The 18935-nt window shown below is 59.0% G+C and carries 14 protein-coding genes; 1 reads left to right on the forward strand and 13 read right to left on the reverse strand.

Annotated elements, in window-relative coordinates:
- Positions 1–580: 580 nt before the first annotated feature.
- The 13 genes from FXB41_RS17655 to FXB41_RS17715 form a co-directional block, all read right to left on the reverse strand.
- Positions 581–1438 carry an electron transfer flavoprotein subunit beta/FixA family protein gene (locus FXB41_RS17655; RefSeq protein WP_007605808.1) on the reverse strand — a complete coding sequence of 286 codons (858 nt, stop codon included), beginning with the start codon at positions 1436–1438 and terminating at the stop codon, positions 581–583.
- A 416-nt stretch (positions 1439–1854) separates the two neighbouring features.
- Positions 1855–3609, reverse strand: a complete 1755-nt coding sequence (gene nifA, locus FXB41_RS17660) for a nif-specific transcriptional activator NifA (protein WP_219682634.1) — start codon at positions 3607–3609, stop codon at positions 1855–1857.
- Between the two features lie 246 nt (positions 3610–3855).
- Positions 3856–4692 carry an SDR family NAD(P)-dependent oxidoreductase gene (locus tag FXB41_RS17665; protein WP_219682635.1) on the reverse strand — a complete coding sequence of 279 codons (837 nt, stop codon included), beginning with the start codon at positions 4690–4692 and terminating at the stop codon, positions 3856–3858.
- 819 nt (positions 4693–5511) lie between these two features.
- Positions 5512–6531 carry a nodulation protein NodZ gene (locus FXB41_RS17670; protein WP_219682636.1) on the reverse strand — a complete coding sequence of 340 codons (1020 nt, stop codon included), beginning with the start codon at positions 6529–6531 and terminating at the stop codon, positions 5512–5514.
- A 120-nt stretch (positions 6532–6651) separates the two neighbouring features.
- On the reverse strand, positions 6652–8664 hold the full coding sequence (locus FXB41_RS17675; RefSeq protein ID WP_219682637.1) for a carbamoyltransferase family protein: 2013 nt from the start codon (positions 8662–8664) through the stop codon (positions 6652–6654).
- A 198-nt stretch (positions 8665–8862) separates the two neighbouring features.
- Positions 8863–9651, reverse strand: coding sequence for a nodulation factor ABC transporter permease subunit NodJ (locus tag FXB41_RS17680; protein WP_085359115.1), 789 nt, complete (start codon positions 9649–9651; stop codon positions 8863–8865).
- A 3-nt stretch (positions 9652–9654) separates the two neighbouring features.
- Entirely contained in the window at positions 9655–10569 is a 915-nt protein-coding gene (gene nodI / locus FXB41_RS17685; RefSeq protein ID WP_219682638.1) for a nodulation factor ABC transporter ATP-binding protein NodI, read from the reverse strand.
- 4 nt (positions 10570–10573) lie between these two features.
- Positions 10574–12286: a nodulation protein NodU gene (gene nodU / locus FXB41_RS17690; protein WP_219682639.1), complete on the reverse strand. Its 1713-nt coding sequence runs from the start codon at positions 12284–12286 to the stop codon at positions 10574–10576.
- Positions 12287–12297: 11 nt separating this feature from the next.
- Positions 12298–12927 (reverse strand): nodulation methyltransferase NodS, encoded by a 630-nt coding sequence (gene nodS, locus FXB41_RS17695; protein ID WP_219682640.1) that lies wholly within the window; start codon positions 12925–12927, stop codon positions 12298–12300.
- A gap of 22 nt (positions 12928–12949) precedes the next feature.
- The gene (gene nodC / locus FXB41_RS17700) at positions 12950–14308 is read right to left on the reverse strand and encodes a chitooligosaccharide synthase NodC (RefSeq protein WP_219682641.1); all 1359 of its coding nucleotides are present in this window, start codon (positions 14306–14308) and stop codon (positions 12950–12952) included.
- A gap of 14 nt (positions 14309–14322) precedes the next feature.
- A complete protein-coding gene (gene nodB, locus FXB41_RS17705; RefSeq protein ID WP_219682642.1) occupies positions 14323–14982 on the reverse strand; it encodes a chitooligosaccharide deacetylase NodB in 660 nt (219 codons plus the stop codon).
- Complete coding sequence (locus FXB41_RS17710; RefSeq protein WP_219682643.1) at positions 14979–15611, reverse strand: NodA family N-acyltransferase; 633 nt, start codon at positions 15609–15611, stop codon at positions 14979–14981. Before FXB41_RS17710 ends, nodB begins: the two co-directional genes overlap by 4 nt.
- The gene (locus tag FXB41_RS17715; RefSeq protein WP_246648957.1) at positions 15608–16006 is read right to left on the reverse strand and encodes a response regulator; all 399 of its coding nucleotides are present in this window, start codon (positions 16004–16006) and stop codon (positions 15608–15610) included. Before FXB41_RS17715 ends, FXB41_RS17710 begins: the two co-directional genes overlap by 4 nt.
- A gap of 465 nt (positions 16007–16471) precedes the next feature.
- Here FXB41_RS17715 and FXB41_RS17720 point away from each other — a divergent pair, with 465 nt between their 5' ends.
- Positions 16472–17416 carry a LysR family transcriptional regulator gene (locus tag FXB41_RS17720; RefSeq protein ID WP_007605762.1) on the forward strand — a complete coding sequence of 315 codons (945 nt, stop codon included), beginning with the start codon at positions 16472–16474 and terminating at the stop codon, positions 17414–17416.
- The last annotated feature ends 1519 nt before the right edge of the window (positions 17417–18935 follow it).

An 18935-nucleotide genomic window follows, 5' to 3' on the forward strand; every position in this document is an offset into this window, starting at 1 on the left:
CGCCCGCGGGACGTTGGGGGCCGAAGGCTGAACTGAAGTTGGTGCGCGACTATCCCTGCGGTGATTTTCACGATGCTGCGCGGCCGTTCTGCCGATCACGGTTCTTCCTATGTGATCTGGGGCAGTATAGGGACGAGCTGGCGGTGATGTTGACCGGGAAAGGCTTAGCTTATCAGCCAACCTCGATTCCGTCCGGTGGTCGGACGGTGCGCTGCCCGCACTTGCAGTTGCGTGAAACACGGCGGATTTCGCGCGAGGACTGGGATCCCTCGCGCGAGCTCCACGCTCTGATATTCTGTGCGGCCGCCACAAAACTCGAAGGCGCACATCCTCGGGCTGCGTGAATTCCCCAGCGGACTGGTCGTCTCGCAGGTAGCGACAAACGTTACCGTAGCGGGCCGTCTTGTATCCTGGTCCGATACCGACCTCTCGGCGCTCGGGTACGCAGGTTGAAGGCTCACCTTCTTGTCGCATCTGGCGGGGAGTGGTCGAGAAGTTTGGTCGTGCCTGTACAACGAGCGATGGGCCAATGCGTAACCAGACCCAGGCTGTTGCTCGCTGCGCTCGATCAGCCGTGACTTCACGCACCGCGAGCTTGCGCAGATGAGGCGAGCTGTGCGAGCTCCGTTTCGAGCATAGGGTTGCGCTTGAACATAGCGTCGATCAATGCTTGGGCCGGCTGCTCGGCCGCCTCCACCCACGTCGCCTTCTCCGCTCGCGCGGAGGGCGCGAACACACGCTTGACCACGGTCGGCGATCCCCTCAGACCGCAATTGGCCATGTCATCCACGCCAGCACTTTGGGCGCTCCATTTTACGATTGTGGTGCGGGCGGCACGCAACGCATCTATCATTGCGCCGCGGCGAATTTGATTTGTTGCCTCTAACATGCTGACGAGACACGGCAGCTTGGAACCCAACACCTGGACGCCCCCTTCGCAGCGCCGTTCGGCCTCGATGGTCCGTAGCTTGAGGTCCAACGCTTTGATCGTGGAAACATAAGTGAGCTGCTGGACCCCGAGCCGCCTTGCAATGCCAGGTCCCACCTGCGCCGTATCGCCGTCGATCGTCTGCTTGCCGGTGAATATGACGTCCGGTGGGCCATATTCCTTGCCGATGTTGCGAATCGCGCTCGCCAACGCGTAACTCGTCGCCAGCGTATCCGAGCCCGCGAAGCTACGGTCGGTGAGCAGGACAGCGCGATCGGCACCAAATGTCAGTGCCTTTCGGAGAGATTCTTCGGCCGACGGCGGTCCCATTGTCAGGACGGTGACTTCGCCGCCGAATTGATCTCTTAGCTCGAGCGCAGCTTCCAATGCGAAGAGATCATAGGGGTTGATGATTGTCGGCACGCCCTGGCGCATGATCGTGTTCGTAACAGGGTGCACGCGGATTTGCGCGGAGTCGGGGACTTGTTTGATGCAGACGATGCTGTGCATGTACTTCTCCTAAGATGCCGAGCCGACTCCCGACGCAGCAAATGTCATACCATCCAAGGCATTTCGCCAACGAGGAATGAATGCAGGCTGACGACGAGCCGGTTGTCGCAACTGCGATGGTTTACGCACCGGCGTGATCTCAAGCTGATCGGAGTCAGGGGCGGCAACGGAGCCGCAGCGATCACGCGCCGCTTCGACGCCAAAGCCATTTTCAGGTCGCGTACGTTGCAAACAGACGATGACAAGACTGGCCGAAGCGGAGACGCCCTACGCGTCGCCGGCGAGTAAATCCCAACCCAAGGCACAACGCTAGCATCCCCGTCATGCATCCGAGCTGGCGAGCGCCTCTTTTCCACGCTCTCCTATGCCAGTCGGCCGAGCGCGAGAGAGAGAGAGGAGCGAGCTCGACGCTTGGCTCAGAAGCGTTTGATCTCGATGCCGTGTCTTCGCAAGGCGTAGCCAATCTGGCGCGGGGTCAGTCCCAGCAGGCGCGCCGCCTTCGCCTGTACCCACCCGGATCTTTCCATGGCTGCGATGACGCGCTCGCGATCGGTGACTTTCGCGGCACCCACCACGGGGCGCCCGGGTGGCCCCAGCGGTGTCAGCTCGCTGCTCACCGGCTGAACGGGTGTGACGGCTTGTGTTGGCGGCGTGCTCAGCCTCGCGGGCAGTGAGATTGTCGGGCTCGGCTGTCGGGCCATTTCCGCCGGTCCACACTTCCATAGCAAAGCCGACAGGCATTGCCCGTGGCAGCACGCAAAGTCATCTCTTACGATCGACGATCCTCGCGCTAGCGTCGCGGTCCGCTGCACGCAGTTTTCGAGCTCACGGACATTGCCGGGAAATCCGCAATTCATGAGGACCTCAATCGCACTTGAATCGAATACCAGAGTGCGGCCGTTCTCATTGTTAAAGTTCTTCAAAAAACGAGCGGCGAGAAGCGGAATATCAGTGCGTCTTTCCCGCAGCGGCGGCAATAGCAGAGGAACAACGCTGATGCGGTAATAGAGATCGGCACGGAACTCCTTCCTTGCCACCGCCTCTTCAAGATTTTTGTTCGTGGCCGCAATCACGCGGACGTCGACTTTGATCGTCTGATTGCCGCCCACCCGCTCGAATTCCTGCTCCTGAAGCACGCGCAGAAGCTTCGCCTGGAACGAGCCCGAGATCTCTCCAATCTCATCCAGAAACAGTGTTCCCTTGTCGGCGACCTCGAAGCGCCCCTTGCGCGCGTTGAATGCGCCCGTAAACGCCCCCTTCTCGTGTCCGAACAATTCGGATTCCAGCACGGTCTCGGTGAGGGCTGCGCAATTCAGCTTGATAAAGGGGCGTTTGGCGCGCGCTGAACGCTCGTGAATAGCCTTCGCGACCAACTCTTTGCCGGTACCCGATTCGCCACGCAACAAAACCGTGCTATTTGATTTTGAGATCACCTCGATCTTGTCAAGTAGCGCGCGCAGCGCCGGGCTGTCGCCGATCATTCCCTCGACTTGGACCTTCTTACGGTCCCGCCCATGAGGCTTGAGCTCGGAGAGTTGCTTCTGCAGCCGGAACTCCTCGTCCATAAGGCGCCCGCGATCGCGCACAAACGAGCAATGCAGTTTCGTCGTCTGGCCTAGCAGGCTGGCGACCATCGTCAGAAGGCGGAGGTCGTCCTCGAGCTGCGCACGCGTCCCATTGTCCGCGATGCGGTCAATGCTCAGCGTACCCACAACTTTGCCGTCAACGTCTATGGGAACGCCGATGAACGCAACACGCGTATGACCGCCGGCATTTAGCATATCGACCTCCGAAGAACTGAAGGCCGAATGCAGCGCTAGATTCTCCACGATGAGCGGCTGCCCCGACGCGACGATTTGATCGATTGCTCCTTGCGGCAAGCGCACCCGGCAGCGCGCGTCGCGGTCTTCGCTCCTGCCGTCCTCTACGATGATCTCCGGCCCGCCGTCATGCTCGAACAGACATACGATGCCGCGCCGCATCTGCACGAGCGATCCCAGGCGCTCGATGACGCTCGTCAGCTTAGCCTCGAGCCGACATAGGCCAGTGAGCGTGTGCGCTATTTGAAAAATCGTGCTTAGCGATTTCTCTTGGGACCGCACAATACAAGCGGAAGCGTCCGCGTCGGAGGTTGAGTTTGGGTTTTCGCGCAGGGAAATGCTGTCTAGCATGACGACTTCTCCGTTCCTTTCTCGATCCTCCCCATCGGACTCGTTGGATTCGTGTTGCATGCCCGATCTGACATCCAGTTCTCAGGGCGGGACGAGAGATTACCCCTCTTCATGGCACGTCGGCAGCACTTAGAGTAACTCGCTTTGCCGCTTTGTTTTCCAACTCGCTGCGCGGATTCACCCCGGCCAACATGACTTCCATCGATGACGCTCAGAACAGCCGGGGCTCTTTAGGGGCTGATTGAATTATAAGTGTTGCCCGCCATTGATCGGCACTTCGGCGCCGGTGACATAACTTGCCGCATCTGAACATAGGAAGAAAATGACCTTGGCTACCTCTTCGGGTGTACCCACTCGGCGGAGTGGGATCTTTGGCACAAGATGCGCTTCCGTGTCAGGCGACAAAATGTCCGTCTTGATTTCGCCGGGCGCGATCGCATTGACGCGAATGCCATGCGCGGCGTAATCGTGGGCCATTTCGCGCGTGAGACAAGCGAGCGCAGCTTTCGAAGTCGCATATGCCGAGCCAGCAAATGGATGCACCCGCGAGCCGGCGATCGACGTCACGTTGACGATCGAGCCTGACGCCCTTTTCAATTCGTCGAACAGGCCTTGAGCGAGTAGGATCGGTGCCACCAGATTGAGGTGGAACACGCTCATCCAGGTGTCGACTGAGGTCGCCAGCGATGTCAGCCTGGTACCGTTTGCCGCTTTTGGTGAGTTGCCGGCATTGTTTACCAGTCCGTGCAACGGTGCGCCAGCAAGGCGCTCCTTGATCTCGGCAATCACGCGCGGCAGCATCCGATGATCGCCCAGGTCGACTTCGATATAGCTGTCGCCCTCTGAGCCTGATGGGCGACGCGCCGCGTCCAATGGTTGGCGCGCGCAAGAAATGATGCGCCAACCGGCTTTCGAAAACAATTTTCCGGTGGCGCGACCGATACCGCGCGATGCCCCGGTCAATACCAGCGTCTTTCGCTCACGCAGCGGACGGCCCGCTCGATCGGCGTGAATTGGACCGCTAGGGTCCGTTTCCGACGATTGAGGTACGACCGCTTTGTCATCTGGTAGATCTAGATTCACACGCGGCTCCCTTCCGCTCCCATCGGCTGTGCACCTGGTGCAGGATCCGGGCCAAAGCGACGCAGGGCATAAGGGGCGCACTTTTGCGACAAATGGCAGGTTCTGAACATCTGGCCTGTTTGCTTTTCGACAACAGCAACGCCGCGTCAAGCCCCCGGGCGCGTTGACTGGGTCGCACTCCAGGGGTGGTCTGTGGCTCATTCGAATTGGCGGAGATAGTTTAGCTGCCTTGTGCGGAGATCAGGATCGATGGCCAGTTCGTTCAATTTCCTCGGTTGGACGCGCCGCCGCAGATGCGGCTCTGGTTCGACATCGATGGGCTGGGGCTCGTGCCGTTGATCAGCTGCGGTCGAAAGTATTTCGCAACCAGCGCATGAACAAGGCCGTCGTCCAGAAGACGAGCTGACCGCGAAGGGATTAACGCAGAAACGGCGATACGTCTACCTGACGCGCGTCCTTGCTGCTGGGACATTCTGACGTGACCGTCTGCTACGTCAGATTCCTCGGCTGCCCGGGCCACCATTACCGTGCTCTTCACCGCGTGGCCACCGATGGCGGTTTCGGCCCGGCGATGCCGGGACCCTAACCTTTTCTCCGGCCAGTCGACTTACACGTCGCGGTCCGACGTATCCCGGGACAAGGCCGCCGAGCTCGCCGGCATTGGCCTACGCTTCGCCGGGCATTCGCTGTACCACTGCATCCCGGCAGTGCGTCGGTCAGCCCTCAGCTGCGGACGTTGCGAAACCCGATGCTGTGGAAGCCAGCAGTATCAGGCCGACGATCTAGGCGACGATTGCTCAGGTTCAGATTCGCGGCACCTCATGAAGCCGCGAAATGCTCGTATGGATTATCGACCAGGGTCAACTGCTCGGGATTGCTCAGATCGAATTCAATAATGCGTGGCACGAGCAGACGGGCATAGCGCGTAAAGGCGCTGGTGGGGGGAAAGCGGATCACGGTGGCGCATCGCGCAAGAAGATACATGTCGATGAGCGCGGAAGCTCCACCTTCAATTCCCATTTCCGCACTATGCAACGGCCCTGCCAGATCGGCCTGGAACCGTTTTGGTACGGCGAAGATATCGGGAAACAGACCCGATATGTGATCGAGCACCTGTGCGCTATCCGTGCACAGGAAGATCTTAACAGGCTTTGGATATGGCAAAGCCATGGCTTTACGGATTGCCATGCAGACCTGACGAAGAGCGAGCTCCGAATCGGCCCAGTACGGAGCATGCCCCATGATATCTTCGCCATTGCCGTGCCGAACATGAACGCCGATGATACTATGGCCGCTAAAGTGTTGCTCATACAAGTCCTCGATCCGCGCTCGAATCTCAGACCTGAGTTTGATGTTTCGGAAGATCAGTCGTTCGGCTTCCTCACCACAACGCCACATCAGGCAAGCGTCACAGACAATGGTGTTGGCCTCGTTATCGTCTCCTGCTTGGAACAGCTCAGTCAGTTCGTCACGTTCTCGGAAGATCTGCTCGTCCGGACGATTGATACAGTCGATCGATGGCCTATTCCACCACGGCGGGAAGAACGGGCCGGGAAACGAGAGCTGGTTGAGCCTGTCATCGCAAATCACCGGCACGCCAGCGATCTCCTCAACCGGCTCGAAGAACACCGGAAAGGCATTGCTGAACGGTTGGTCGACATAACAGGAACCGCGCCAGTCAATAACGAGCGTTCGCCCGGTCCGCTGCGCGTACGACCAGGCTGATGCCAACGACCAGAGGCAATCACCAAAGCCGGTGCGCCTCCGAGAAACAACAAAGCGTTCCTTCGTCACGTTATCAAACCCTTTTCGTTGCGCGAGTGTGGCGCACCAACTCATCCGCGATGCCGATCTACGCCGGGCGCTGGTCACCTGGACGCAAGTCACCCAACCCGCAAACTCATCCTGCACGGCACTGCGATTGGCAGGTCATGCTAGAGGTGTCACATTACGCACCTTTTACGACGGCCCAGTCTGTGACGGATGCAGCCGAATACGACGCTGATCCCACAGCCCGCGCAGTTCGTTCAGGAGAGCTTCGCGCCTGGTCCTGTCAGAGGTGACCCTGGCGAGAAGATCGGCCAGAACAGCTTCCTTCTCGATTTGCATCAGCATGTCGAACAGGTCATGCGAGACGCGTACGCTGTCATGGCTGGAGTGACCCATGCGGATCTCGCAGATTGTCTCCTGGCGGTCTCGGCCCGCATGAGCGCGAACCCGGTAAAGAGATACATGGGGCGGCAGTGATACAGCGAGTGCGGTCCAATTTTCGAACGTTGTTGCCCGCTTTTTGATGAGGAATGACCCGACCACAAGGCCATCCAGCTCGGTCGACAAAAACGCCGTAATCGCATCGGCAACGGAATCTACGATCGGTTCGGCATTGTTGTTGAACGACGTATTAAGCAGAATCGGTACGCCCGTTCGAGCTTTGAACGCATTGATAAGTTCCCAATAGGCGGCATTGCTCGTGCGGGACACCGTTTGCAGCCGAGCCGTACCATCGATATGCGTGATCGCGCCCAGCAACGCACGCATGGATTCGCGCACGCGAACGACGAAATTCATGAAGGGATATTCTGCGCGACCATCCGGCAACTCAAAGAACGCGCCCGCATCCTCCTCGAGAACCGATGGCGCAAACGGTCGATAACTCTCGCGCTTCTTGACCATCGCATTGATCCGGTCCTTGTTTGCCGCGGGCCTCGGGTCCGCAAGAATGCTGCGGTTGCCGAGCGCACGAGGGCCGAACTCGGACCGGCCCTGTACCCACCCGATCACAGCGCCATCAGCGATCCACTCGGCTGCTCTGGCTGCGACGTCAGCGGTCCGTTCAATCTCGAGGTGTCCGGCCCATCCCTTCAGTTCCTGTTCAATGCTGTCGTCGCTGCCGACATCGGGCCCCCAATAAACCGCCTGTAGTCGTTCGCGGGGCGGAGCCTGCCCGGCCTCGTTCGACACCATCAGCGCCGCACCCAATGCGCATCCGGCATCATGCGAGGCCGGCTGCACAAAAATCTCTTCGAACAGGCCTGAGTACAGCAGTTTTCCGTTTAGCGTGCAGTTGTGGGCCACCCCGCCAGCCAGGCACAACCGTTTCATTCCGGTCTGCTCACGATAATGCCGAAGAATGTGAAAGACGATCCGCTCCAGCGTCTCCTGCAATGAAGCGCTCACATCTCGGTGTTGTTGCGTGAACGGCATTCCCTTTCGCCGGACCTCGATATTGCGCAGCAATGCCGGGCCGATACGGTCGAGGTGAACGCGGTAGGCACCGTTGGGGGAGAGCTCATAAAATCGGGAGAAAAGCTCGCGATAGCGAGCGGGATCTCCATAAGGAGCCAATCCCATGACCTTATATTCGTCGAACAGGCCGTAGCCGAGGTATCGGATCGTTTCCAGATAGAACAGTCCGAGAGAGTTGGTCTCTGGAAACGTCATGAGCTCGGTCATTTCGGTGCCCGACCCCACCGCCAACAGACCCGAGAGGAAGTCGCCACAGCCGTCGATCGCGAGAACCAGGCTTTCTTCAAAACCGGACATTGCCAAAGCGCTTACGGCATGGGCCTGATGATGGCCTACGAATGACACCCGCGAAGGGTCAACTTGGGTACCGAACTCTGCCGCGAGAAGGTGCCGCAACAGGAGATTCGCATCCAGCGGAATTGAGATCTCAGGTTGTGAGATGAACAACCGTTCGAGCATCGAATTGCAGTAGGCTTCAGTCGCGTAGAACGCAATCCGATCGACGTCGCGAAGCTCCACACCCGCGGCTGCTAGACAGTATTCAATCGCACTGCTCGGGAGCTTGTTCGAATGTTTGATGCGGTTGAGGCGCTCCTCTTCAACGGCGGCGATCACGCGACCGTCCTTGACGAGCACCGCGGCGCCGTCGTGCAGAAACGTGTTCGGTAGTTGCAGCGGGTTTTCATAGACCCTGTCAAGCCCGCCACTCAATCCTAGACACAGCATCTTGTTCTCCGTTCATTTTGAGAGGCCTGTTGGCCTATTTCATATCGCGTGCTTGGCGAGTAGGCTGCACGTCGCCGCGGGGCCGCAGGCATCGCCAACGAAACGAGGCTCGTATAAGCGTCGGCCGCGAACCGAAAGTTCGTTACGTCCCGTGTCTGATCTCGCACGCGCGACGCTTCGCTTTAGGTCTTGTTCCTCTCACCGCATCAGGCGTTGCCGAAGCAGCGCAGCTGAGACGATGAAGGGAATGGCTGCGTAGATGCAAAGTGCGCCCACATGCAAACCGACGCTGTCGACCGGCCGACCGAGCATTGCTGGACGAATGAGATCGACCGAATGTGTCAGGGGCAACAAGGCCGCGATGCGTTGAAATGAACCAGGCAGCTGGCTGATTGGGAAGATCGCCCCGCTCAAATACATCATGGGCGTGAGGATAAGTGATTGGTAGAAGATGAAATAGTCGTGGCTCGGTGCAAGAGCTGAAACGACCATTGCGAGGCTCGCGAAAGCAACGCCAGTGAGGGCGATGGCTGGTAACGCATAGGGAATGGACGACCACTCTGCATACCCCAGCGCGACGGCAACAATCGTGATCGCCGTCCCGGCGAGCAAGGCCTTGCTCGCTGCCCATGCCACTTCACCTAGAACAATGTCGCCGAGCGTAAGAGGCGTACAGAGCACCGCCTCCCACGTGCAACCTGTCTGCATGCGAGCGTAAGCCCCATAGATGGTTTCAAAGGTTGAGGAGACCATTGCGCTTGTGGCGACCATACCAGCCGCCAGAAACGCAATGTATGAAGTCCCCTCAACGCCACCTACGATCATTCCGAGGCCAAAACCAAGACCGAACAGAGAGCTCATCGGCTCGGCCAGATTCCCAAGAATCGACGCCAGAGCGACTTTCCGCCAGACCAGAAAGTTGCGGCGCCATACCGCGATCCAATTCCATGGATTGGCAGGCAGCGCGGACGCAAAACGTTGCCACATCGTTCAGTCCTTCATCTCTCGCCCGGTTAGCCGTAAGAAGACATCCTCCAGATTTGGAGGACGCTGCAGAAGGCGGAGATCCGGACGGTTGCCAAGTCGGCGACGCACCTGCTCGGGATCCTTGACATAGCAAAACAGCGTCTCCCCGCTCACCTCAGCGTGCTGCACTTGGGTTCTGACCAGCGGCAGCAACTCATGCGGGTCACCACCGTAAATCTCGATCACCTGACACCCGATCTGTTGCTCGATCAGAGCATGAGGCTGCCCTTCGGCGATCTTGCGGCCGTGCTCAAGCACGCACAGGCGGTCGCACAATCGCTCCGCCTCTTCCATGAAATGGGTGGTGAGAAGAATCGTTTTGCCGCGCGCTAATAGCCAGCGCAAGCGTTCCCAGATGAGATGACGGCCGTGCGGATCGAGGCCAGTCGTCGGCTCGTCAAGTACCAATACCTGCGGGTCGTTAATGAGGGCGCGTGCCAGCGTCAGTCGCCGCTTCATGCCGCCGGACAGTTCGGCGACGCGCGCGTCCGCCTTGTTCTCCAAGCGAGCGAATTCGAGCAGTGACGGCGTCACCGCTTTGACCTCGGTCGCGCTCATGCCGAAGTAGCGACCGAATACGAGCAAGTTTTCGCGCACGGTGAGCTGAAGATCGAGGTTATCGAACTGTGGGACAACCCCGATGCCCCGACGCGCCAACGGCGCACGTGCCGGCACCGGCTCGCCAAGCACGTAGATCTTACCTGCGTCGGGCGATGCAACACCGAGGATCAAACGCGCAAGCGTGCTTTTACCCGCGCCGTTTGGTCCCAGCAGACCGAAGCACTCTCCTGGCGAGACCGTAAACGAAAGAGCGTCCACGACCGTCCGGTCCTTGTAGGACTTACTCACCTCGAAAAGGTCGATTGCCGGGCTTGACATTTGCTTACGCGATCGCAACGGACGTTGTTCGCACCGCGTCCTTGGTCGCGGGCTTTTTCGTCCAAAGCAGGCCGTCACACCACACGTGATCGACGCGTCCCCACTGGCACGCGGCGGCAGCATCCGGGAAAAAGCCGCGTCCATGCAGATTGGCGCTGGTGTTGCAAAGCAGCGGAATGGCTGTGAGCTTCTCGTACGCGATGAGAAGCTCGACCACTTTATGCTGAGATGTTCTGGAAACCGTCTGTAGCCGAGCAGATCCATCGAGATGCACGACGGCGGGAATTTTGTCCCGCCATTCCGGTCGCGTCTGGTGATCGAACAGCATGTACGGATCGGCTATTCCGGGGCTAAAAATCTCCGCCGCACGATCCTCCAGGCATATCGGCGCTACCGGCCTGAAATGCTCACGAAGCTTGACGTCGTTGAGATGGTCTTTCATTCCCTCCCAGCTCGCAGCCGCGAGAATGCTTCTGCCACCCAACGCACGTGGTCCGAGCTCCGCACGCCCGGCAAGGAAGATCACGGGCTTGTCACTCGCGAGGATTCCTGCAAGTTCGTCCATAGTGCAGGGCGCGCCGTCCCATCCGGGCGGGACTTCGCTGGGACGAACGGCCGGTCCACTGTAGACCGTCCATTCCAGAGCTCTAAAGCCTTGCTGTGCCGCCAGTGCACAGCAAGCAGCACCGATCGCTGAGCCGCTGTCGTTCGGAAAGGGCGGCACCCACACGTCGTCGAACAGGCCGGTCGCACGAAATGCACTATTCCACTTGATATTCAGGCCACAGCCGCCGGCTATGCAGAGGTTACGCACCCCCGCAAGATCCGAATGTCGCTGCACAACATCAGCAATTGTGCGAACCAGCAGGCGCTCTAGAAAGACGTGAAATGACGCAAGGATGTCTTCGGCTTGCGTGGCCTTCAATCGCAGTGCGCACGCATCGAAGAAGCCGTGCAGGGCTTCAAGTGGTGATAGTGAGCTGTTGATCTGTGCAAGCTTATGACAAGCTCCCTCAGCATCCGTGGCAAAGTGCGCCTGATAAAGCTCCTGAAACGCCTTAATAATCTCCTCGTCGGGAGCTCCGAGAGCGATATAGGCCATCAGCTTGCCGGCTATGCCGAGATCCCAGCTGGTCCGGTCTGCCCGCCTGTAAGGTCCAAAGTGATGTCCTGCCGTCGCATAGGCGTGGCCTATCATCGGAAACAGGCACTCGATGAACCGAATCCCGTGCGGCTCGACATAGTAGAGGCGCGGAAACATGCAGCCGTCCCACACCAAGCAGAAAGCAGATTGTGCGGATTTGGCAAACGAGCTGGTGCAGTATGCGGATGCTACGTGCCCGGTGACATGCGGATAACTTTGATAGGGATATAGTTTCCCATCAAGCATAAGGCCGATGCGATCGCGGGACGCGAGGGGGCTATCGCCTTGGCGTTCGATATACGGTGCGCCCTTGAGCTTGACGGTCGTCGTCCCACTAAGGACTTCAAACTGGGATTCGAACTCTCCATCCCAGCCATCAATGACGAACTGATCGACATCGCTCGGATCAAGCCCGTGCTCCGCCAGGGCGCTAACAACGGAATCCAGGTTGTCGATGGTTTGATAACGAGGATTATTGTTCAGCTTCTCCTGCTCGACGCAGAACACCACTCGCCCGTCCTCAATCAGAGCGACGGCCCCGTCATGCGTCAACTTGATACCGCAGATACGCATAGTGGCTCCTCTCAGCCTCGGCCGTTGGGTGGGATCGAAGATGGCTCCGGATTCCGAAAGCGGACCAAAAGGCAGTCTTCGTCAGCCGACTGCCCCTGGCACTGCACGCGTTCGTCCTCAATGAGCGCTTCAGTCAAAATCGTGATGACCGTCTCGGCGCCAGCGACATGCCCCCACCGCTTGCAGGTCGCATCACGTGCAGATCCGAAGACTAGATGCCCACCCGGAGCAAGCATCTTGACCATGTTGTCGACTGCAGTACGCATTTGTGTCATGTCTTCGAGATAATAGAGAACTTCGGCGACCACGATCAGATCGAACCGCTCTGCGGCCGAGAACTGCAGAATGTCAGTCGCCGCCCAGCTGATATGCGACCACCTCTTGGTCCGCTGGACCGCTCGACCGATCGCTCGCGGCATAACATCGATGACCGTGAGCCGTTTGCAGTGAGGAGCAAGCTTCTCTGTAAACGCACCGGCCGCGCACCCGATTTCGAGGCCATTTGAGACGGCGCTGTTCGACAGCGACAGCCGCAGCAATTGGGTGTGACGCTCACGTTCGAACGGATTATCGTCGAGCCGCCACGGATCCTCATTAGACAGCTCCCGTTCCAACGATTGATATGTCTGATGCACGTTCACGACCTAATCTCCTACAAGCTGCTCACTCAGTCTCGGCCGCAATGCCATCCGGCGCGATCAGCTGCGATGGAGCGCGCGAAAGACCCGCCCTGCGAATTGCGCCAGGCATTTCCAATCCGGGGTTAAGGCTTGGTCCAGTTGTCGCGTCTTCGGTCGAGGCCTTCGATTCATCAACGTCTGGTGATTTCGCTATTTTGCGCGAGAGCCAATCGCTGTTGCTCAAGGTGCAGAGCGCATAGGCTTTCATCGGGAGCAGGAGGAAGATGTTGATCGGGGTGTGCAGCGAGAAGCCGAGAAATCGAAGCTCGCCGGCGCGCAGGGCTGCCACGCTGCATCGAATCATGGTCATCGCGACGATGGTCAGACCGGTCCACCAGGGCACGGTGCCCGTAAGCGCGAGCTGAGCGAGCGCGGCAATCGATGAGATGGCGAGCAGCAGCGGGCCGAGGTTCTGTCCAGCCACGTCCAGCGTGAGGTACCGGTCGAGGCCGGGCAGCAGGTGCAAACCGAGCAGGGTGTCGCGGTAGGTGCTGCGCGCCCAGCGGAGCTGTTGGCGCAGATACGGCAAGAGCGTGTCCGGGACCACCGTGGCGGCGATGGCGTCCGGAACGTACTCCGTTCGGAACCCTGCCTTGAGCATGAGGATGGTCAGATGACGGTCCTCACCGAAGTCGCTGGGTTTTCCCCGGAAGAACTGCGTCTCGTATTGCTCGAGCAGCAACAGCAGTGCGGATCGCCGGTACATGGCGCACGGCCCACAGCAGCACATGACGGCACCAAACCGCGTCTGCGCCGCGCGCTCCTCGTTGCAAGCCAACCAGTACTCCATGTCGATCAATCGGGTCAGCCAGCTGTCGTTTCGGTTGCTGGCCTTCAATTGGCCCATGGCCGCGCCGACGGCTGGATCCTGCATCTTGCGCACGAGCTTGCTGACCACGTCGCTGTCGATTTCCGTGTCGGAGTCGACGTTGAGCACGAGATCGCCGAATGAGCGGCGAATCGCTGCGATCTGCGCCTTGCGTTTTCCAACATTGCTTGGCAGCAGAATGAAGGTGAATCTCGGGTCATACGCGTAGCTCGCGTGGACCGCGGCCACTGCGCCGACATTTGCAGAGCCGTCGTCGACCACGTAGACCTGCAATCGCCCTGGGTAATCCTGACTTGCGATAGACTTCAGGCAGGCCGCCAGCGTGCGCGGGTCCTCGTTGAAGCAGGGCACGATGACATCGACGCTGTGCAGAGCATCGGCGTCGACCGGGTCGTACGGCGGCAGTGGAGCGTCGCTTTGCAGCGCATAAAGCGCCTGCGCGCTCTTGTGGACGCTGGAGAGCAACGCGTAGGAGGCAACAGCAGCGGTGCTGATGGTGGCAAGCAGGCTCATGGGAATCGATCTATTCAGTGAGGTTGAGGAAGCGACCGGATTGCAAATCCACGGTCATGCAGTGCTGGAATGAGTTGGGCGAGCGCCGTCACGGTCTGGTCGCGCTGACCAGAATGAGGGCAGCGTCCCAACTCGTCGGGAGGGCAGCCGTCGTGCAGGAGCACGATTGCGCCTGGCCTGACCGAGGCCAACACTGCGGCAACAATCGCCTCGACGCCCGGACGAGCCCAATCTTGCGGATCGACTGACCAGTGCAGGGCTGCCAGCTCGGCCTTCGCCGACGCGGCGAAGACCTCCTTGCTCCAGATCCCGTACGGCGCACGTATGTGCCGCACAGAGGCTCCGGGGCAGGCCATTCCGATGACCTTATTCGTCGTGAGGATCTCGTATTCCACCTCATCCCGCATGCATTTGGCCAATTCCGGGTGCGTCATTGTGTGGTTTGCGACCTCGTGCCCTTCTGCGATCATGCGCTGGATCAGCTGCGGCTGGCCCGCCGCGTATGCACCGATCACGCAGAAGGTCGCGGGCGTCCGATGCTGCGTCAGCACATCCAGGATAGCCGGCGTGCAAAGCGGGTTGGGACCATCATCAAAGCTCAGATAGACGCAGGGCTCTCCGCCGGCCTCGGCGTAGTCGCTCCGCGCTTCAGTGAAGTCGTTTGTGGACCTCACAGTTCTGGCCCGTTCCGTTCGATCATCTCACCGGCCGGCCATTCGCTCATAGGTCTCGCAATCGGCAGAACGAGGCCGACCACGTCCTCTACGCGCGTCGGAGGCACAGTGAGGTAGATGTCCGGACGAGCGGACCGGACGCGGAGCCCTGGCAGAATAGTCGCCAATCCCTGTCGCCCGAGCAGCCTGGTAATATGTTTCTGCAGGGCAGCTCGGACCGTGCCAAAGCCGAACGGCACGCCAAGATCTCGCAATACAGGATACATCACACGGATGGAGTGGGTGATTCCGAGCCCCTCCAGATCCGGGCGCACCCCGTACAATCCGAGTTCAGCCACGAGCAGATCGGTCTCGCCAACTTTTATGAAGCGGCGCAGTGCGGCGATGTGAATCGCAATACCACGATCATCGTAGCCGATTGCCCGAATCTCCGGCCTTGCACCGGCCCAGCTTCGATGACCTTCAAACGGCTTTGCATTGAATTCCCCGGTCGGACCATAGGTCTTCCGGAAGAAGTCGGATAATTCAATATGGTCAGCAAGTTGAAGGTCATTCTCCCAGCACAACCTCCAACGTACTGGAGGGCGCGCCGAAGCACCTCGTGTGGATTCGGGCGCGATCATGTTCATAGGGCGACATTCCTGTTCGTTATCTGGCTCCTGACGCAGGCCAGCAGTTCGCTACCTTCGAAAGGCTTGCTCAGGAGCCGGAGTCCAGCTTGCAGGCCTCGCCTCTCATCGTCTTCGGAGTGGTCTGTGAGCAGAACGGTGGGAATCGCGCCTCCGGATGCAACCAGATGCTCGAAGAGCTCGAAGCCACTCATCGCGCTCGAGTGCATATCCGCGATTAAGCACGACGTGATCGAACGGCGGTCTGATTTCGAGAACCCCTCTGCGCTCTCGAAGCGTTCAGGCACGTAACCTGCGGAAAACATCATATCCGTGAGATCTTCACGCACTGACTGATCTGCATTCACAATCGCGACAACATCGCGCGTGCGCGCAACTTTCATCAGATTCGCCAAGGACGCCTTCGCTTGCATGTTCCGCACGATTTCACCGTCGCAAGGACGCAATCCAATCGGATGCGACCAAGGCACATTTGGCACCCGCAACCGGAGGGGTGCGACCGGACGGCAATCTACGGCCTGGTTGAGGGTTCGCTCAATTCTACGGCGGTACACGGTGGATATAGAATGGGTTGGCGAAGCCATACGATGGTTTGCTCGTCGTATACGCCCACGCAATTTTGCGGATTCCGATCGTTCTAGCTCACGGCGATATGGCTTGCGCAACACGCGCGAAACTGCGACCGCTCGATCGAGACGTCTTGATTGATACCTAGCGCTGGGCTGAGGCGCGCAACGGTTTGTAACCATTCTGATGGATCTGACATCTCGCTAAACTATCGTTTGCTATCCTCATTCGGTACAAATGGTAAAATCGATTATATCGATAGAACACATTCACAGCGTGGATCGCTCCGGATTATGCGTTTCAAGGGCCTTGATCTGAATCTCCTCGTCGCGTTCGACGCCCTGGTGACGCAAGGCAATCTCACTACGGCGGCAAGAAGCATCAACCTCAGTCAACCTGCCATGAGTGCCGCCGTCGCGCGGCTTCGCACTTACTTTCGCGATGAGCTATTCACCATGAAAGGACGGAAGCTTGTCCCAACGCCGCGGGCTGAAGCGCTCGCAGCCCCGATTCGCGAGGCTCTCGCTCACATTCAGCACTCCATTATTTCTCCAGACGGCTTCGATCCGTCTCAATCGAATCGGCGATTTAGGATCATCCTGTCCGACTTCATGACTGTCGTGTTTCTTCGAGGGGTCGTGGACCGCGTCGCGCGGGAAGCACCAACAATCAGTTTCGAGTTGCTGCCGCCCGCAGAGGAACCTGATGAGCTTCTCCGGCGCGGTGAAGTCGATTTTCTCATGTATCCGCAGATGTTCATGTCGAGCGCGCATCCGAAGGCGGCCCTGTTCGAGGACACTTTCGTCTGCGTGGGCTGCCCCATGAACAAGCAGCTCGCTTCGCGTCTCACGTTCGAGAAATACATCTCGATCGGGCACGTGGAAGCCCAGTTCGGGCGCTCCCTGAGGCCCTCCTTCCACGAATGGCTCTTGCTCGAGCATGGTTTCAAGATCCGCACCGAGGTCGCGGTGCAGGGTTTCGGCATGATTCCGCCTATGTTATTGGGCACCAACCGTATAGCGAGCATGCCCTCAAGATTGGTCAGCCATTTCGCACAGACGATGCCGCTGCGGGTTGTCGAACCTCCCCTGCGACTTCTCACATTCACAGAGGCCGTCCAATGGCCCGCCATTCATAATACTGATCCTGCAAGCATGTGGTTGCGCAACATATTCTTGCAGCAGGCATCCACGATGGTCTCTCCGTCCGAGATCAGCCAATGTCACGGCCCGTCCTAGGACTGTTCGGGCCGGTTGCGGCCTGCTCCCGCTAACCGGACTTACGCCAGGCCCGAAGCCCCCGGTCCTCTGATTGACGTTTGGCACAGTGAAAAAAAGCGCGCTTCAGCGTAGTTTGGTCGGGTCGCAGCCGATTGACTCGCGGTGCCGTGACGATCCTGCGCATCACACAGCTCGCTTGGCGGCCAAGGACTTTCCGCTGATTCGGACGGGACCGTATCACAGGTGCATGCGCCAGCTTCAGAGTACGCAAAAATTATATGGCCTGTCCGGCGAACAATGTTCGGCCTCAGCACCAAACTCGCTTGAACCGCACGCCGCGTCAGGTTCAAGGCCAGCACCTGCGATCGAAGTTGCAGGCTTCACCTGGTAGCGAACCCGCATCGCTGTTTGCCTGAACTGGTGGATCTCATTGCCTTCAACAGCGATGGAGTTAGTCCCGAAGCGCGCCACTAGATGCAAATGGCTGATGACCGGCAGAGGCGCTTCCTGCTCGTTCGGGTCGAATCAACATGAAAGCTGAACGCAAACGCCGCCCACGATCGCGCACCCCAAAGCCAACCGCCAGCTCGCGCAAACCCGGATGGGCGGGGAAGACTGCGTGTCTTTGCACAATGTCACAATGGAAATTCGGAACACTTCCTCTCTCGACGGCGCTTATCTTCCTCTCGATGCGCGCGATGCCGCGCGATCGAGTGCAACTACAAGCTTGCAGACCGCAGGATCAACCCGGATCAAGTGACATCAGCTGGCGGCACTTTTCCGGCTGCGCGCGTGTTGCGGTGACGAGTGTTCATGATGAGAGGACCGCAACTGTGCCAAGGTGCGCCCGCGTAAGCGCTCGCCGCTCCCATTCGCCAAGCCTGCTCCTCCTCCAGCTTTCGATCATTTCGGCCGACATGTTCACCCGAGCCAAATCGGATCATCGGCGCGGGGTCCTTCTTTCCGATGTCGCAACAATCGTGTTTCTCGAAAGATCGCGGCGTGACTCACACCGCGCCAACCGCCGTCCATCTCGAGCTGCTGCCTCGCACCGCTAACCCCGAAGGGCTCCTTTGCTGCGGCAAGATGATTTGCCTATCTTACCCGAAGCATCTATGTCCAGCGCGCTTGCCAAACCGATACTGTTAGAGGCTGGAATTGAGTGAGTGAGCGGCCGGAGGAGCAAGCAATACCGCGACAGCTAGCCGTCGAGCCTTATGTTCGATGGGATCCTTACGGCGAATCCGCCAGACACTGCCCCCCCGATCTGGGGAGTCGCTATGACTTGAGCACGATCTTAAGACGCGCATTGAACTCCTCCACCAAGCTACAGCATCTCTGCTTTGCTATTGCGGACCCGTATAGCGAGGCTACCGAAGGCTTGCCAAGTGATTCTGCAAAGGCAGTGTCGCTAGGGATCCTTCTTCGGGTGGATTACATCTGCCGAGGGCCGTCCGATGTACTGCGCTCCGCGACACCGAGCCGGCGCAAGCCTAATCACGCAAGTTATTGCTGTATTCGTTATACCAAGGCTTTC

The sequence above is a fragment of the Bradyrhizobium canariense genome, from assembly GCF_019402665.1.
GTDB classification, from domain to species: Bacteria; Pseudomonadota; Alphaproteobacteria; order Rhizobiales; family Xanthobacteraceae; genus Bradyrhizobium; species Bradyrhizobium canariense.

Bases quoted from the DNA above. Each gene is read 5' to 3' on its own strand.
- FXB41_RS17670 (WP_219682636.1), bottom strand. From the start codon at position 6,531: ATGAGTTGGTGCGCCACACTCGCGCAACGAAAAGGGTTTGATAACGTG.
- FXB41_RS17675 (WP_219682637.1), bottom strand. From the start codon at position 8,664: ATGCTGTGTCTAGGATTGAGTGGCGGGCTTGACAGGGTCTATGAAAAC.
- FXB41_RS17680 (WP_085359115.1), bottom strand. From the start codon at position 9,651: ATGTGGCAACGTTTTGCGTCCGCGCTGCCTGCCAATCCATGGAATTGG.
- nodC (WP_219682641.1), bottom strand. From the start codon at position 14,308: ATGAGCCTGCTTGCCACCATCAGCACCGCTGCTGTTGCCTCCTACGCG.
- FXB41_RS17720 (WP_007605762.1), top strand. From the start codon at position 16,472: ATGCGTTTCAAGGGCCTTGATCTGAATCTCCTCGTCGCGTTCGACGCC.
- FXB41_RS17710 (WP_219682643.1), bottom strand. From the start codon at position 15,611: ATGAACATGATCGCGCCCGAATCCACACGAGGTGCTTCGGCGCGCCCT.
- FXB41_RS17655 (WP_007605808.1), bottom strand. From the start codon at position 1,438: ATGCACAGCATCGTCTGCATCAAACAAGTCCCCGACTCCGCGCAAATC.
- nodI (WP_219682638.1), bottom strand. From the start codon at position 10,569: ATGTCAAGCCCGGCAATCGACCTTTTCGAGGTGAGTAAGTCCTACAAG.
- nifA (WP_219682634.1), bottom strand. From the start codon at position 3,609: ATGCTAGACAGCATTTCCCTGCGCGAAAACCCAAACTCAACCTCCGAC.
- nodU (WP_219682639.1), bottom strand. From the start codon at position 12,286: ATGCGTATCTGCGGTATCAAGTTGACGCATGACGGGGCCGTCGCTCTG.